17 protein-coding genes are annotated in these 14,229 nt (G+C 38.2%); 1 reads left to right on the forward strand and 16 read right to left on the reverse strand.

Annotated elements, in window-relative coordinates:
- Nucleotides 1-421 precede the first annotated feature (421 nt).
- The 9 genes from spoIVA to N784_RS17295 all read right to left on the reverse strand — a co-directional run bounded on the left by spoIVA (nucleotide 422) and on the right by N784_RS17295 (nucleotide 7,856).
- Nucleotides 422-1,900 (reverse strand): stage IV sporulation protein A, encoded by a 1,479-nt coding sequence (gene spoIVA / locus N784_RS04790; protein WP_036832933.1) that lies wholly within the window; start codon nucleotides 1,898-1,900, stop codon nucleotides 422-424.
- A gap of 170 nt (nucleotides 1,901-2,070) precedes the next feature.
- Complete coding sequence (locus N784_RS04795; protein ID WP_036832934.1) at nucleotides 2,071-2,808, reverse strand: hypothetical protein; 738 nt, start codon at nucleotides 2,806-2,808, stop codon at nucleotides 2,071-2,073.
- 21 nt (nucleotides 2,809-2,829) lie between these two features.
- On the reverse strand, nucleotides 2,830-3,027 hold the full coding sequence (locus N784_RS04800) for a DUF2768 domain-containing protein (RefSeq protein WP_036833019.1): 198 nt from the start codon (nucleotides 3,025-3,027) through the stop codon (nucleotides 2,830-2,832).
- 284 nt (nucleotides 3,028-3,311) lie between these two features.
- Nucleotides 3,312-3,566, reverse strand: a complete 255-nt coding sequence (locus N784_RS04805) for a stage VI sporulation protein F (RefSeq protein ID WP_036832935.1) — start codon at nucleotides 3,564-3,566, stop codon at nucleotides 3,312-3,314.
- An 87-nt stretch (nucleotides 3,567-3,653) separates the two neighbouring features.
- A complete protein-coding gene (locus tag N784_RS04810; protein WP_036832936.1) occupies nucleotides 3,654-4,685 on the reverse strand; it encodes an NAD(P)H-dependent glycerol-3-phosphate dehydrogenase in 1,032 nt (343 codons plus the stop codon).
- Between the two features lie 12 nt (nucleotides 4,686-4,697).
- Nucleotides 4,698-6,008, reverse strand: a complete 1,311-nt coding sequence (gene der / locus N784_RS04815; protein WP_036832938.1) for a ribosome biogenesis GTPase Der — start codon at nucleotides 6,006-6,008, stop codon at nucleotides 4,698-4,700.
- 170 nt (nucleotides 6,009-6,178) lie between these two features.
- Nucleotides 6,179-6,364, reverse strand: a complete 186-nt coding sequence (locus tag N784_RS04820) for a capping complex subunit for YIEGIA (RefSeq protein WP_036832939.1) — start codon at nucleotides 6,362-6,364, stop codon at nucleotides 6,179-6,181.
- Nucleotides 6,361-7,257, reverse strand: a complete 897-nt coding sequence (locus N784_RS04825) for a YIEGIA family protein (RefSeq protein ID WP_036832941.1) — start codon at nucleotides 7,255-7,257, stop codon at nucleotides 6,361-6,363. Before N784_RS04825 ends, N784_RS04820 begins: the two co-directional genes overlap by 4 nt.
- Nucleotides 7,254-7,856, reverse strand: coding sequence for a YphA family membrane protein (locus tag N784_RS17295; protein WP_036832943.1), 603 nt, complete (start codon nucleotides 7,854-7,856; stop codon nucleotides 7,254-7,256). The genes N784_RS04825 and N784_RS17295 overlap by 4 nt, the downstream gene beginning before the upstream one ends.
- Before the next feature lie 115 nt (nucleotides 7,857-7,971).
- Between N784_RS17295 and N784_RS16205 the strand changes: the two genes are divergently transcribed.
- The gene (locus N784_RS16205) at nucleotides 7,972-8,094 is read left to right on the forward strand and encodes a YpzI family protein (protein ID WP_084600134.1); all 123 of its coding nucleotides are present in this window, start codon (nucleotides 7,972-7,974) and stop codon (nucleotides 8,092-8,094) included.
- A gap of 56 nt (nucleotides 8,095-8,150) precedes the next feature.
- On the opposite strand, the gene fni is transcribed toward N784_RS16205, so the two are convergent.
- The 7 genes from fni to ypeB form a co-directional block, all read right to left on the reverse strand.
- A complete protein-coding gene (gene fni, locus N784_RS04835; protein ID WP_036832945.1) occupies nucleotides 8,151-9,173 on the reverse strand; it encodes a type 2 isopentenyl-diphosphate Delta-isomerase in 1,023 nt (340 codons plus the stop codon).
- Nucleotides 9,174-9,189: 16 nt separating this feature from the next.
- Entirely contained in the window at nucleotides 9,190-10,326 is a 1,137-nt protein-coding gene (gene rpsA / locus N784_RS04840) for a 30S ribosomal protein S1 (protein ID WP_036832947.1), read from the reverse strand.
- A 99-nt stretch (nucleotides 10,327-10,425) separates the two neighbouring features.
- Nucleotides 10,426-11,013: a lysophospholipid acyltransferase family protein gene (locus N784_RS04845; RefSeq protein ID WP_036832950.1), complete on the reverse strand. Its 588-nt coding sequence runs from the start codon at nucleotides 11,011-11,013 to the stop codon at nucleotides 10,426-10,428.
- Nucleotides 11,014-11,016: 3 nt separating this feature from the next.
- Nucleotides 11,017-11,700, reverse strand: coding sequence for a (d)CMP kinase (gene cmk / locus N784_RS04850; RefSeq protein WP_036833020.1), 684 nt, complete (start codon nucleotides 11,698-11,700; stop codon nucleotides 11,017-11,019).
- A gap of 170 nt (nucleotides 11,701-11,870) precedes the next feature.
- Nucleotides 11,871-12,071, reverse strand: a complete 201-nt coding sequence (locus tag N784_RS04855; RefSeq protein ID WP_036832951.1) for a DUF5359 family protein — start codon at nucleotides 12,069-12,071, stop codon at nucleotides 11,871-11,873.
- A 57-nt stretch (nucleotides 12,072-12,128) separates the two neighbouring features.
- The gene (locus N784_RS04860) at nucleotides 12,129-12,791 is read right to left on the reverse strand and encodes a flagellar brake protein (RefSeq protein WP_036832953.1); all 663 of its coding nucleotides are present in this window, start codon (nucleotides 12,789-12,791) and stop codon (nucleotides 12,129-12,131) included.
- Between the two features lie 85 nt (nucleotides 12,792-12,876).
- Nucleotides 12,877-14,217 carry a germination protein YpeB gene (gene ypeB, locus N784_RS04865; RefSeq protein WP_036832955.1) on the reverse strand — a complete coding sequence of 447 codons (1,341 nt, stop codon included), beginning with the start codon at nucleotides 14,215-14,217 and terminating at the stop codon, nucleotides 12,877-12,879.
- Between the last annotated feature and the right edge of the window lie 12 nt (nucleotides 14,218-14,229).

Raw genomic sequence — 14,229 nt, forward strand, 5'->3', positions numbered from 1 at the left:
CAAATATCATTTAATTCATTTGTTCACATATTTCACACTTCTTATACGTGTAATCACCAATAAAACTTGATGACAAGCCTTATATTAAACGATGATGGACTGAAATTCAATAAAAAACGTGAAGAAATATCATGATAAATGCGATAACACCGGCTTTATCTCGTATATATCGAGATAAAGCCATCTACTATCAAACCTTTGTAAACGTTGATATAACTGGATTTAAGGCTACTTTGTATGGTTTATTACATCCTTTAAATCCAAAGTATAAAAAAAGTTATATTTTTTATATGAAAATGATAAAAAAACCCTTATTTACCGCTCATTCAAGCGGAAATAAGAGCAATAAAATAATTAGTCACTATAACTTAATTACATAAAATGATGGGGGATGAACAAAAAAAAGCGGCATAATGTCCGCTTATAAAATAATCGCAATCATTCCCCCACTACCTTCGTTGATAATACGTTCTAGTGTATCTTTTAATTTATAACGTGCATTTTCTGGCATTAAAGATAACTTCGCACTAATACCTTCACGTACGATAGAGCTTAAAGAACGACCGAATATATCTGAATTCCAAATAGAAAGTGGATCTTCTTCAAAATCTTGCATTAAATAGCGCACAAGCTCTTCACTTTGTTTCTCTGTACCAATAATAGGGGCGAATTCCGACTCTACATCCACTTTCACCATATGAATGGATGGGGCTACCGCTTTTAAACGGACACCAAACCTTGAACCTTGCCGAATAATTTCTGGCTCATCTAAGAACATGTCTTCTAAAGCAGGTGCAGCTACACCATAACCTGTTTGTTTCACCATACGTAGCGCTTCAGACACTTGGTCGTATTCCCGCTTGGCATGAGCAAAGTCTTGCATCAATTGAAGGAGATGGTCCTTCCCTCTTATTTCTTCTCCAACGATTTCTTTTAACACTTGATCATATAAATAATCTGGAGCGTGTAAATCAATCTCGGCAATCCCTTCCCCCATCTCCATACCTGCTAATTGAGCACGATCAATATAATCGTATTCAGCAAATTGTCCAACGACGCGGTCTACATCTCTTAACCTCTTAATATCCTTTACTGTGTCTCCGATGGCATCTTGGAAATTTTTGCGTAACCAATGACCATCGTTTAGTACCATTACCCAACTTGGTAAATTTACATTGACTTCTAAAACAGGGAATTCATATAGCGCTTCTCGAAGCACTTTGTACACATCTTGCTCTCTCATTCCTTCCACGCTCATCGCAATAACTGGAATATCGTATTTCTCTTGTAGCTGCCTTTGCAATGCTTCTGTCTCTTGGCTATGCGGACGAACGCTGTTAATAATCATAATATACGGCTTACCTACTTCTTTAAGCTCTTCTACAACTCTTTCTTCCGCTTCTACATAATTCGTGCGTGGAATTTCTCCAATCGTTCCGTCCGTCGTCACAATGACACCAATAGTTGAATGCTCCGTAATAACTTTTCTTGTACCAATTTCCGCTGCATCATGAAATGGGATTGGCTCTTCATACCAAGGTGTATTGATCATCCTTGGCCCATTCTCATCTTCATAACCTTTCGCACCACTTACTGTATATCCAACGCAATCAACAACACGAAAGTTAACATCTAACCCCTCATCTACATGTACTTGCACTGCTTGATTAGGGACGAATTTCGGTTCGGTCGTCATGATTGTTTTTCCAGCAGCACTTTGCGGGAGTTCATCTTGGGCTCGCGCTTTTTCCCCTTCATCTTGAATATTAGGAAGCACAACAAGCTCCATGAACTTTTTGATAAAGGTTGATTTTCCTGTTCTAACCGCTCCTACCACACCTAAATAAATATCTCCATCAGTTCGTTTTGAGATATCTTTGAAAATATCTACTCTTTCCAAGTGATCCCCTCCCGATCTATACTTCGCCTGGACATGCAAGCTCTCATCGCATACGATTGTTTAACAATACAAGTTTATGATGTTGTCCTAGTGAAATATGACTTGTTTTTCACAAAATCAATAGAAGGTGTCATTCTACATGTTCTATGTATATAAAAAAAGACACCCCATTATGAGGCATCTTCTTGATTCATTTCATTCATAAATACTGGCTCTCCATCAACTACAGTATAGGGGAGGGTGTGAGCAGGTACAAATGGTGAGTGATCGGACAATAAATAACGAATGTCATCCCCCGTCTCGTAATCATGCTCATATTGTTGTAAAAATTGGTTCAAGTCCGAACGATAATCAACGTATATCTCCCCTTCTAAATCTACTACAATGGGTAATTGATTTTGCGTGTATGGACTTTTCACTTGAAGAGGGTTCTCATATCCTAGCTCTTCATAATTTAACGTATATACCTGGTCGTTGATCTTCTCCCCAAATGGTACATACAAATGTTCCGAACGATACGTATTTAATCGGAAATTGATTTCTCTTAGCTCTTGTGTCACACGTAAATCCATGACTTTCACTTGCAACTCATTTTCTGGATCAACGATGACGTATTGATAAACTCCACCCTGTTCGAATGAATTACCCGGTGCTTCGGATAATAGATTTTGCTGTTTTAGCCGGTTAAAATCAATAGGATACTTCTGAAAAACCGGTGTGTCTTGATCCCTATTTTGAATAGGTAATTGATACGTATTTTGTTCTTGATATTGCTCTACAGCCGTTTGAACGGATTGAAGCTGAATATCATTTGGTACTTGATTTTTAGATAAATTCTTATCGGGGTACAAACAGCCCGATAAGAAAACAGAAATCAAAACGAGCATAACAAGCGACTTACGCGACATCTATATTCCTCCGTTTTCCTCTTATCCTGTTGGTCCACTAAATACAATATAGAAAATAATAATTCCGCCAAGTATCAAGAATATGTATGCTAACACTGCTGTAATTGCTGCAAAGAAACCTTTCATCTTATATCGACTTAAATAGATGAGAACAGCAGCAAGAAACATAAAAATGATACCCGCAAAGGAAATGTACATTTTTAACATTCCTAGGGACATTCCTAATACCATTATGCCAACTCCTTTTGCTTCCTACAATTTCAGACGTATGTATTATATCATACGTTGCGTTATCCGTTCACTATCGGATTCATTCATAACCTTCCGTGTGTTAAATTGAGCCTCACTTTTGCGCTTTTCCCCATACAAAAACCGAGGTGGTTAGTTCTATCACCTCGGTTTGACTAAATCGTACCCTTCTATACAGCTCTTACGTGTTGTGTTGCTACATGATATCGTATGCAACCTCCCTTCAACACGTATCATCAATCGCCTATATATGGCTATTTTTTAAACATATTATTTAGTTGATTCATATCCATATTATTTTCGGTAATTGCTTTAACAATTTTATCCTCTTTTTGTTTAGAAACTGGCTTTCCTGCTAGCTTGGATAAACGACGAACTAAATCACGGACTGTTTGTTCATCTTTAAAATTAGCATTTTTCACCGAATCAGCTATTTTAAATACTTCTTCCGGAGAAATATTCGCACTTTTTTCTAGGTGTTCAAAAGCCTTTTTTTGAAATCCACTCACCGTTGTTCCTCCTCCATATATATATACTTTCAACTTAGTATATGCGAGGAGTACATTCATGTGAGCGATTCTTCTGACGGCTTTCTATTACTGTTTTCCTAATAGGTCGTATAAATCTTCCATTTCATGACGCCGTCCCCTAGTCATCAATTGATCGACAACTTCTTTCGGTTTAGCATCATGATAAAGCAATTGTTCGATTCCCGCTGTAATCGGCATTTCTATACATTGGCGTTGTGAAAGCTTATGCGCAGCATTCGTTGTGCGCACGCCTTCAACAACCATGCCCATTCGCTCCAATACTTCTTCTAATCTATATCCCTCTCCAAGCATATAGCCCGCACGATAGTTCCGGCTATGCTGACTTGTGCACGTTACAATCAGGTCGCCGACGCCAGTTAGACCAGTAAAAGTAAGCGGACTGGCTCCCATAGATGTACCAAGACGGGCAATTTCCGCTAAACCACGTGTCATCAATGCAGCTTTTGCATTGTCACCATAACCTAACCCATCAGAAATACCTGCACCTAAAGCAATAATGTTCTTTAATGCTCCACCTAATTCAACACCAATGATATCCGGATTGGTATACACACGAAAATGTTCATTCATAAACATTTGCTGTGCATATTCTGCTTCCTTTATCGTTTTGGAAGATACCGTAACCGTAGTGGGCTGGCGTAATGCTACTTCTTCGGCATGGCTCGGACCACTTAGAACGACCACATCTTCATACATAGCAGTTGGTAATTCTTCTTCCATCACTTCAGATACACGCTTTAAAGAATCAGGGTCAATTCCTTTAGAGGCATGGACGATTGTCGTTTTGTGTTGTAGCAATTTCGCTACTTGTTGACTTACATCTCGAACCACTTTCGTCGGAACTACAAACACAATCGCTGCGCTGTCTTGAATGGCTTCTTGCAAATCAGCCAGCGCATAAATACTTGAAGGAATCGTAACATCCGGTAAATATTTATGGTTCTTTCGGGATGTATTGATTTCTTCTGCCTGTTCTTTACGGTGCGTCCATAACTTTACGTTGTGACCATTATCGGCTAATACAATAGCTAGAGCAGTACCCCAGCTACCCGCACCTAATACAGCTATTTTCGCCATCAAATATCCCCCTTACTTACGTTGTCGAGCATAAATTTTGATCGGTGTTCCTTCAAAACCAAACGCTTCTCTTATTCTGTTTTCTAGAAAACGTTCATAAGAAAAGTGTAATAGTTCTGGTTCATTTACAAATACAACAAATGTTGGTGGAGCAACTCCGATTTGTGTCATATAGAAAATTCTTAGCTTTTTGCCTTTTAAAGATGGTACAGGTTTCATTGCTAACGCATCCATTAACACTTCATTAAGAATGCTAGATTGCACACGTTTTGTATGGTTCTCACTAGCTTGTAATACTTGTGGTAACAAGGTATGAATTCTTTTTTTCGTTTTTGCTGATAAAAATACGATTGGAGCATAGTCAAGAAATTGGAATTGCTGACGAACGTCTTCCTCAAACTCTTTCATCGTTTTCTCATCACGTTCGATTGCATCCCATTTATTCACAACAATGACGATTGCCCTTCCTGCATCATGGGCATAGCCTGCAATTTTCTTATCTTGTTCTCGTATTCCTGTATCGGCATCAAGTACAACTAAAACGACATCTGAACGCTCCATTGCTTTTAATGCACGCAATACACTATATTTCTCAAGTGACTCGTACACCTTTCCTTTTTTACGCATACCAGCCGTATCAATAATAACGAAATCACGACCATCTTTCGTAAAGGACGTATCAATGGCGTCACGCGTCGTTCCTTCTATCGAACTTACAATGACTCTTTCTTCTCCTAGAATTGCGTTAACTAAAGATGATTTCCCGACATTCGGTCTTCCAATCAAACTGAAATGAATGGTTTCTTCATCTTCAACAGCATCTGGACGTTCTGGAAAATGCTTAACTACTTCATCTAACATATCCCCTAATCCAAGACCATGTGTTCCTGATATCGGAAAAGGTTCTCCAAATCCAAGTGCATAAAATTCATAAATCTGGTCTCTCATTTCCAAGTTATCCACTTTGTTTACAGCTAATACAACAGGTTTATTCGACTTATATAACAGCTTAGCGACTTCTTCATCAGCACCTGTAATCCCTTCACGACCATTCACCATGAAGATAATGACATCTGCCTCATCAATAGCCACATCCGCTTGCGCTCTCATTTGAACTAATAAAGGCTCATCACCTATTTCAATACCACCTGTATCAATGATATTGAAATGCATATTTAACCATTCTGCTTCTGCGTAGATTCGATCTCTTGTTACTCCAGGGGTATCTTCGACAATCGAAATTCGTTCGCCTACAAGCCGGTTAAAAATGGTCGATTTTCCCACATTTGGACGCCCGACTACAGCTACTATAGATTTACGCATTTTACGTTCCCCCAATCTCTTTCTTCATGCTTTGTAATGTATGTTTCGTTTGTTTACACATTTTTAAACCTTTCATGTCAAGCAAGAAAGGTTTACTCTTAACTGTTTCATTTTAGCAAAACTGATAGGAACAAACAACGTTTTTATCGTTATTAGGCGTTTCTCAAGCTTTAATGCTTCACAATTATATACAATTCATCACTTAGTGCGTGGCTAATACCGTCCAGGATTGCTTCTAAATTAGCAGCTAATTGATCCATCTCCTCTTTATTATCACAAACGTAAATCGGAGAACCTCCCGTAACATTGTCTCTATTCATCGTGACAGAAGCAAGGATTGTTTTTTCTAACTTCACACATCTTCTTCCTTTCTTAGATTGGCGTTTGATTCACTAGGCATCCTAATCGCATTCTCTAATACAGGAACAGCTCCAATAATTTCGATTGCTCTTTTTACATTTCGTTCTTGAGGTAAAATAAATACACCAATTCTTCCATTGTCTAAGTCACGTTTAATTAACGGAACTAAGGCTGGTGTACCACTATCTCGGAACACACCTAAAGAAACAGAAACGTCATGTAGAATGGCTTGTCTTTGTCCGAGATTTGCAATAGTAGTTTTAGCATTGACATTTTTCGGCGTTATGACAAACCCCATTCCGTATTCTAATATTTCTTTTTGTCGTTGCGGTAAACCAATGTTCATAATATAAATGTTATCGACGTATAAACCAGCCCCTTCGAAGTGAGGCTCCATATGTTGAATATGAACAATATCCTTTAATGTGTTCCCACTCATCAACTTCTTAACTGCTAGAAAGGAAACGAGCGAAATAGCTAAAGCAGCCCATATATTCCAGGCGAGATATACCATCGTCGCTAGAAATGCAGAGAAGATGACTAAATAATTACGACCTTCGAATGCAATTGCTATGCCTTCAATATATGTATTTCCCCTCGGTACAAGCTCATATCCATCTAGTTCTGTTAACGTATTCCGCTCCATGTTACGTACTTCACGAAACTGAGAAGCAGCAATTGTTAAAAACGTAACAGCAGTGAATTCTTTTTCCATAATGGCTGGAGAAACGATAGCCCCTAAAAATGCCGCAATAAAACCTAACGACAAATGGATAACTTTACCATGCAAATAAGTTGGGTACTGGCGATAGTCCGTCCGCAGCATCACTACTCTAGCAATCACCCCAACTGCAACACCGAATAAAATCGGTAACGTATATTCATTCATTGCTTCATTCCCACTTTCCGTTTCATTCTTCGATTCAATTCCTTCTCTATTGTGTCCACGAAGTGCATGAATAATTCTGTTGAGAGAAGAAGAAACACAACAATGCTATACATATCCAAAAAAGCCGGTTCTCCTACCGGTTCGTTAAATCCAAGTTGATGGATATACAAAGTGAAAATCACTTCCCCTAAGAAGGTACTAATACCGAACAACACCATTCTCGTTAATATGTCGCTAGCTACTAATACTAGTAATAACGCAGCTGGTATCGCAATCATCCATTCACTAGAGAAATGAAACCATACGGGACGTGCCATTTCCCAAAATAAACCCCCTGCATAAGCAACACTTAATGAAAAAACAATTATCGTATGTTTCACATTGGGTGTTAAATGAAAAAAAAGTAGAAATGAGAAAATAAACAAAAGCAAAGACGTATAGGAAATACGATAGGAAAACACCATTACATCTAAAGAAATTGTATTCAAACAAACCAGAATGATAAAAGCGGCATGAAATCGAGTAGCAGATTTTCGATACATAAATGTAAACCAAGCCCATAATATCCAACTAACATAAATAAAATAGAGGCCGTCCATTCTATCCCTACTTTCTATCTACATTATGGGCAATGCCATACAAATTTAACCACGAATAAAAGTGATTAAATGCAGGAACACTATACAGGAAACATTTATATCTAGGAGGTCCAACATGGGCAAAGACCGACAACAGAAAAAGCTCCGGCAACAAAAACGAGTTGAAAGTGATCGAGATACGAAAACACACCCAAAAGGAAGTACCTTTATCGAAAATGAACGTAACAATCAGCAATAAACAACACGCAAAAAAAATCCTGATTTGAACGATTCAAATCAGGATTTGCAATATAGTCATAGCCTTTGATCTAACCAAGCTTTCATTCTTCCTGCATAAATATGGGGTTTCCCTTTTAATGAAACCGGTTCAGTAACCCCTAACAACATCATCGCAATCTTAAATTCATGATGAATATGGTTAATTTCGTCAATTAACGTTTCGACATCTTCTTTCATTAACGTTCGGAGTAAATGACCAGCCATCCCGAATGCTTCTGCTCCTAACACAAAAGCTTTCGCACCATCTAAGCCGTTACGCATTCCTCCTGAGGCAATGACGTGGCACTCTGGTACTGATGCTTTTACTTCCGCAATAGAAATAGCGGTTGGTATCCCCCATTGATCAAACGCACGAAACGGTTGCTTTCTCCGCTTATTTTCTACTTTGGAAAAATTCGTACCACCATAGCCTGCTACATCGAAATACGATATACCGACTTCTCGTAACTGGCGAGCAGTTTCCATTGACATTCCATAACCAACTTCTTTTACAATTACAGGAACATCTATATGCTTGACGATCGATTCAATTCGTTGCAGTCGATCTGAGAAATCTCTATCTCCTTCAGGCATAATTAATTCTTGAAGCACATTTAAGTGAATTTGTAAGGCATTTGCCTCTATCATATGCACAGCTTGTAACGCTTGATCAACCGTTGCCTCGCTACCGATATTAGCAAAAATAACACCATTTGGATTTTCTTCCCGAACGATTTGATAACTTCTCTTTTCTTGCGCATCGTTAATGGCAGACATTTGAGATCCTACCGCCAAAGCAATCCCTGTTTCTTTTGCCGCTATCGCTAAATCACGATTAATTACTTCTGTTTTCTCCCCGCCACCACCGGTCATTGCATTGACAAAAAGAGGCGAACTTAAAGAAAGTTCGCCTAATTGAGTCTGCAAGGAAATATAATCCCAATGAATATCGGTTAAACTTTGGTGAACAATCTCCATTTCATCAAAGCTATTAACCGCTATTTCATCACGATTTAACGCATGTCTAATATGATCTAACTTTCGTTTTGAACGACTCAATGTATATCACCAAATATTATTTTAATTTATTTAACTTATCGCCAATAAAGTCTCCGAGCTGAAAGCCACTATCATCATCTTTTCGATACTGTTCCACTTCTTGACGACTCTGATCTTCTTCCAATTCCTTAATACTCAAAGAAATACGTTTCTCACTTTCATTTACCTCTAGCACTTTCACTTGAACAAGTTGATTTTCCTCTAACACTTCGTTAGGTGTACCAATATGACGACGAGCTATTTGAGAAATGTGTACAAGACCTTCTACACCAGGCATTAATTCAACAAATGCACCAAAGTGAACGAGACGACGTACTTTCCCTTCTAACACTTCGCCAGGTTTAATTTTATCCTCAATTTGTTCCCATGGTCCAGGTAGCGTATCTTTTAATGATAGTGAAATGCGTTCGTTGTCACGATCCACTGACAAAATTTTCACTTTAATTTGTTGCCCTTCTTCAACTACATCAGAAGCTTTATTGACATGTTCATGTGCTAATTGCGATATGTGAACAAGACCATCGATACCACCAATATCGACAAATGCCCCAAAATCGGTAATTCGTTGGACAGTACCATCGATCACTTGCCCAGGTTCAAGGCTTTGCATTAGTGATTGCTTCTGTTGTTCATTTTCTTGTTCTACTACTGCACTATGAGATAGAATAACGCGATTTTGTTCACGGTCAAGCTCGATTACTTTCAACGTTAAAGATGTACCTTTATAATCATTAAAATCTTCTACGTAATAAGTTTCAACGAGCGATGCTGGAATAAAACCACGTAAACCTACATCTACAACAAGTCCACCTTTTACGATGTCTTTTACCATTGCTTCAAACACTTCGCCAGTTGCTAATTTTTGCTCTAGGTCGTTCCATGCAGCTTCCGCATCCACTGCACGCTTAGATAAAACAATCTCATCATCATCTGCTTTTTTTACTTTTAACGTAAGTTCGTCACCTTCCGCAACTGCATCAGAAGCAGTTTCTACATGTAAATTGGAAAGTTCACTAATCGGCACAATTCCTTCTACTTTATAACCGATATCAACAAGCACCTGCTTGTCTTCTACTTTAACAACCTTACCCGTAATAACGTCACCTATAGAAACGTTCGGCATTTCTGACATCTCTTGATTCATTTCATCCATTTTACAAGACCTCCTTCAATTCCAACACAACAGCTAAAATATAAATAAGTTCTTTATTCTAACTTCTAATATTTATAGCTTTTTGTCAAGCAACAAATGTTAATTATGCTCATTTTTATCTAAAATATGACGAATCCCTTCCATGATTTCATCTGTTACTTCTTGGGAAGACGCTTTCCGCTCTCTTAATTGTGCCATCGGAATGGGTTTTCCGTATACGACACGTAGTGGGTCTTTTGATTTATACGTACCTACAATCGCACAGGGAATTACTGTCGCTTGTGAACGTAATGCAAAGAAACCCGCGCCAGCAAGCCCTTTACCGAGTGTACCGTCTTTGCTTCTCGTACCTTCTGGAAACAAGCCGAGCGTGTGATTTTCATCAAGTACTTCTAACGCTCGCCGAAGAGCTTGACGATCTCTCATGCCTCGCTTAACAGGGAAAGCATGTAGTTTACGGAGAAAACTTCCAATCACTTTTTTTTCAAATAATTCCTCTTTCGCCATAAAGTAAATTTCCCTCGGCACCGTGATTCCAAGTACGATAGGGTCGTAATTAGAAATATGATTTGAACAAATTAAAACAGGTCCTTCTTTAGGGATATTTTCCACCCCTTCCACTTGAATGCGGTATTTTGGGTAAAAAACTACTTTACACAATGATTTGATTATTTTATACATCTCCATTGTTTATTCTTCCTTCCCCTGTATATCATATACAACTTGTAAAATTTCATTAGCTACTTCTTCTATGGATAAAGATGTTGTATCAATTTCGATCGCATCTGTTGCTTTTACGAGAGGAGATACTTCTCGTTCAGAATCAATCTTGTCTCTTTTTCGAATGTCTTCTTTTAATTTCTCCAAATTAGAAGGAAAACCTTTAACTGTGTTTTCTTTATGTCGACGTTCTGCTCGTTCTTGTACAGAAGCAATGAGAAATATTTTCACTTCCGCATCAGGTATAACGTGGGTTCCAATATCACGGCCGTCCATGACAACTCGCCTTTGCTTCGCTAACTGTCGTTGACGATTCACCATTTCTTCACGCACGTTTCTATGCTTCGCTACTATAGAAACATGATTCGTTACTTGTTCCCCTCTTATTTCCATTGAAACATCTCGTCCGTCTAATAAGATTTTTTGGTCCTGATCTCCATGAACTAATTCGATAGACGTATTGTGTAGTACATGGCCAACTGCACATTCATCTTCAAGGGTTACGTCTTCTTGCAATACTTTGTATGTTAATGCTCGATACATCGCACCCGTATCAATATAAATATACGATAATTTATGCGCTACAATTTTTGCTACTGTACTTTTGCCTGCAGCAGCTGGTCCGTCAATGGCAATAGCAATATGATTATTCATTATATTCATCCCTCTTTTACGTTTCATTATTTCCATTTCCATCATACACGATTAAGCTTCTTTGTCGAGCAGCGGATTTTGAAATACTTCACGCTAAACGTTGAAAATATTATGTATAGACAAAACGAAACAAGCAGTAATATCTGCTTGTTTCTAGGTTATTGTATGCTTCAAAATGATAACACATTTTGAAAGAGTCGGTCTATTGTTTCTACTACATTTCCCTCGGTTAGTTGCCAGACACCAATGTATTTATACACGGGTTGCATGTAGTATAAATGGTCTACGCGAGTGAGCATCCATTGAAAAGCAACTAATAAAAATGCGTGAATACATGTAACTAGCACAATCCATCTTTCTATCCGCTTCATTTTAAGTCACCCTATCTAACTTCCATATTGCCCCACACAACATAGTCTAGGCATTCTTTACAGTAGTCCGCGTTTTTTGTTTGCTAATTGGCGCTCGAAGCAGTATCGAATAACGCACTGTTGATCGTTTTCACTTATCGTTTCAAATTCAACAGATACTTGATCTCTCTTCTTTCCTTCGCTTTCCCATATACGTATGACGCGAGCGGCGGCCTTAACATAAGTAACATCCCCTGATTTGAACGGTAACACAAACCATATTTCTAACATGTTGTTCTCTTCCATTTCATGTTGAAGTGGCGCAATGAAGGACAATCCTCCCCCACTAATATCAACGGTTATGGTTGTAAATGGTGAAAATTCTTGAATGATATTGTGAACACTAACATCTAATGCCGCCTCTACCCGAACATATTTCCTGCGTTGAATTCGATACATTTCTTCTTTATTAGGGAAAGGTACGACAATTACGGGTATGTTTAACTTTCGTCTTTCACATATTTCCGTTTGAAATGTATATAGCGATTCATCCTCACCAATGAACGTAACTTTAAATTGCGTACCATCTAAGAAAAAACCAACTTTTCCAGACTCCTCATGAATAGGATAATCAAGAAATAATGAATGATCATTATATTCTACCAATGTCGAACGGTAAGTCGATTGCAGATTATCATCATCTATTAATTGTAATGTTAATGTTGTTCCAATTTTAAACAATACTCCCCATCCTCCTGTTAATCGCATTCGCCTATCAATATTATGGCAAAGACGAAAGAGAAAGGAAAGGGATTTTACAATTTATCTAGGTATTTTGGCCGAATTTCATTTCGGATTGCTTAAGTCTTTCTACCTTCTCCTCTATACCATCTTCTGCATTAATGAAAATTCGATACGTATTGTCACCCATTGTCCCAACAAATTCATATACAAGTACCTCTTCCTTTAAGTCATTTTCTATTATTGCTAAATGATGTTCTTGTAAATGCACCTTTGGACTTACAAACTCTCTAGCTTCTTCTTCAGATAAAGCTGGTTTCGGAATGTCTCGTTCTTGATGGTTCATAAAATAATTTTTTGCAGACAAACCAATAATATCCCCATTGTCTAATGCAACTTTCACTTGGACAGAGTCAGGATACACTCTAACGTCATCTTGCACGTATAAGAAGCTATATACACCTACTTGATCATATTGTGTCGTTTGGTATGCCTCCATATTGTCATATTGATGTTTTTGCAAAAATTTCTCCGCTTCTTTCATTCCATCATACAAACTGAATTGTGCATCCTTTACATCCCGGCTTACTAAAATGCTTAATGGATGACCACCTTGTACAGTCATATCCATATATCCTCGTTTATTTTTCCCTTCATACGATAAACTATATGTCGGTACGTCCGCTCCATCTCCACTTTTCGTCACATTCATCTTTGCTTTTTCAGGGATAGAAAAAACGTCCTTTGCCTTTTGAATGACTTGCTCTTTTGACAATTTCTCACCTGTAACGTTTTGATAGGGCTTTTCCTTTGAGGATACACCTGTAAACGTTGGCCCTAAATTCGCTTCCTCATATCCTTCCACTTGTTTTTCAACTGTTTTAAAGCCGTCAATGATTTTATTATCCGATTTATCCTCTGTCGCAAGGGCCAGTTGAACGTCCATCCAGCGCAACTGATCATTTAACACCATATATTGCACTTTACGTAACTCTTTTTTTATTTCACCTGATTGTTCATACAGTTTGTTCAACGTTTGCTCCTCTTCTTTGGACAATGGCTTCTTTGTTAAATCTCTAACAGCCGTACGATAACTAAAGGTTCCAATATTCGAGAGAAATTCCTCTGTTTTGTTAAATGGCATTAACGTTAACGGTAATTGGCCAACATCGTTATGAGCCTCCGAAGTTAACCGCCAGATTTCTGCTAATTGAGGGGAAAGCTGTTTTTGGGAGTTCATCGCAAGTACGGTGCCGATTTTATCGTGGAGAAGATCCATTTGATACGATAAGTCATGGAACGCTCTTTGATAATTATTCTCCGCTTGAATCAGAATTGCATTTTTTTCTTGATGTTCTTGATATCCCCATACTGCTGTACCAATTACCCCTAATGAAAGCACACTAATGAATATCCACCGAATCATACCTCCACTTCC

The organism is Pontibacillus litoralis JSM 072002 (genome assembly GCF_000775615.1).
In the GTDB taxonomy this organism is placed as follows: domain Bacteria; phylum Bacillota; class Bacilli; order Bacillales; family BH030062; genus Pontibacillus; species Pontibacillus litoralis.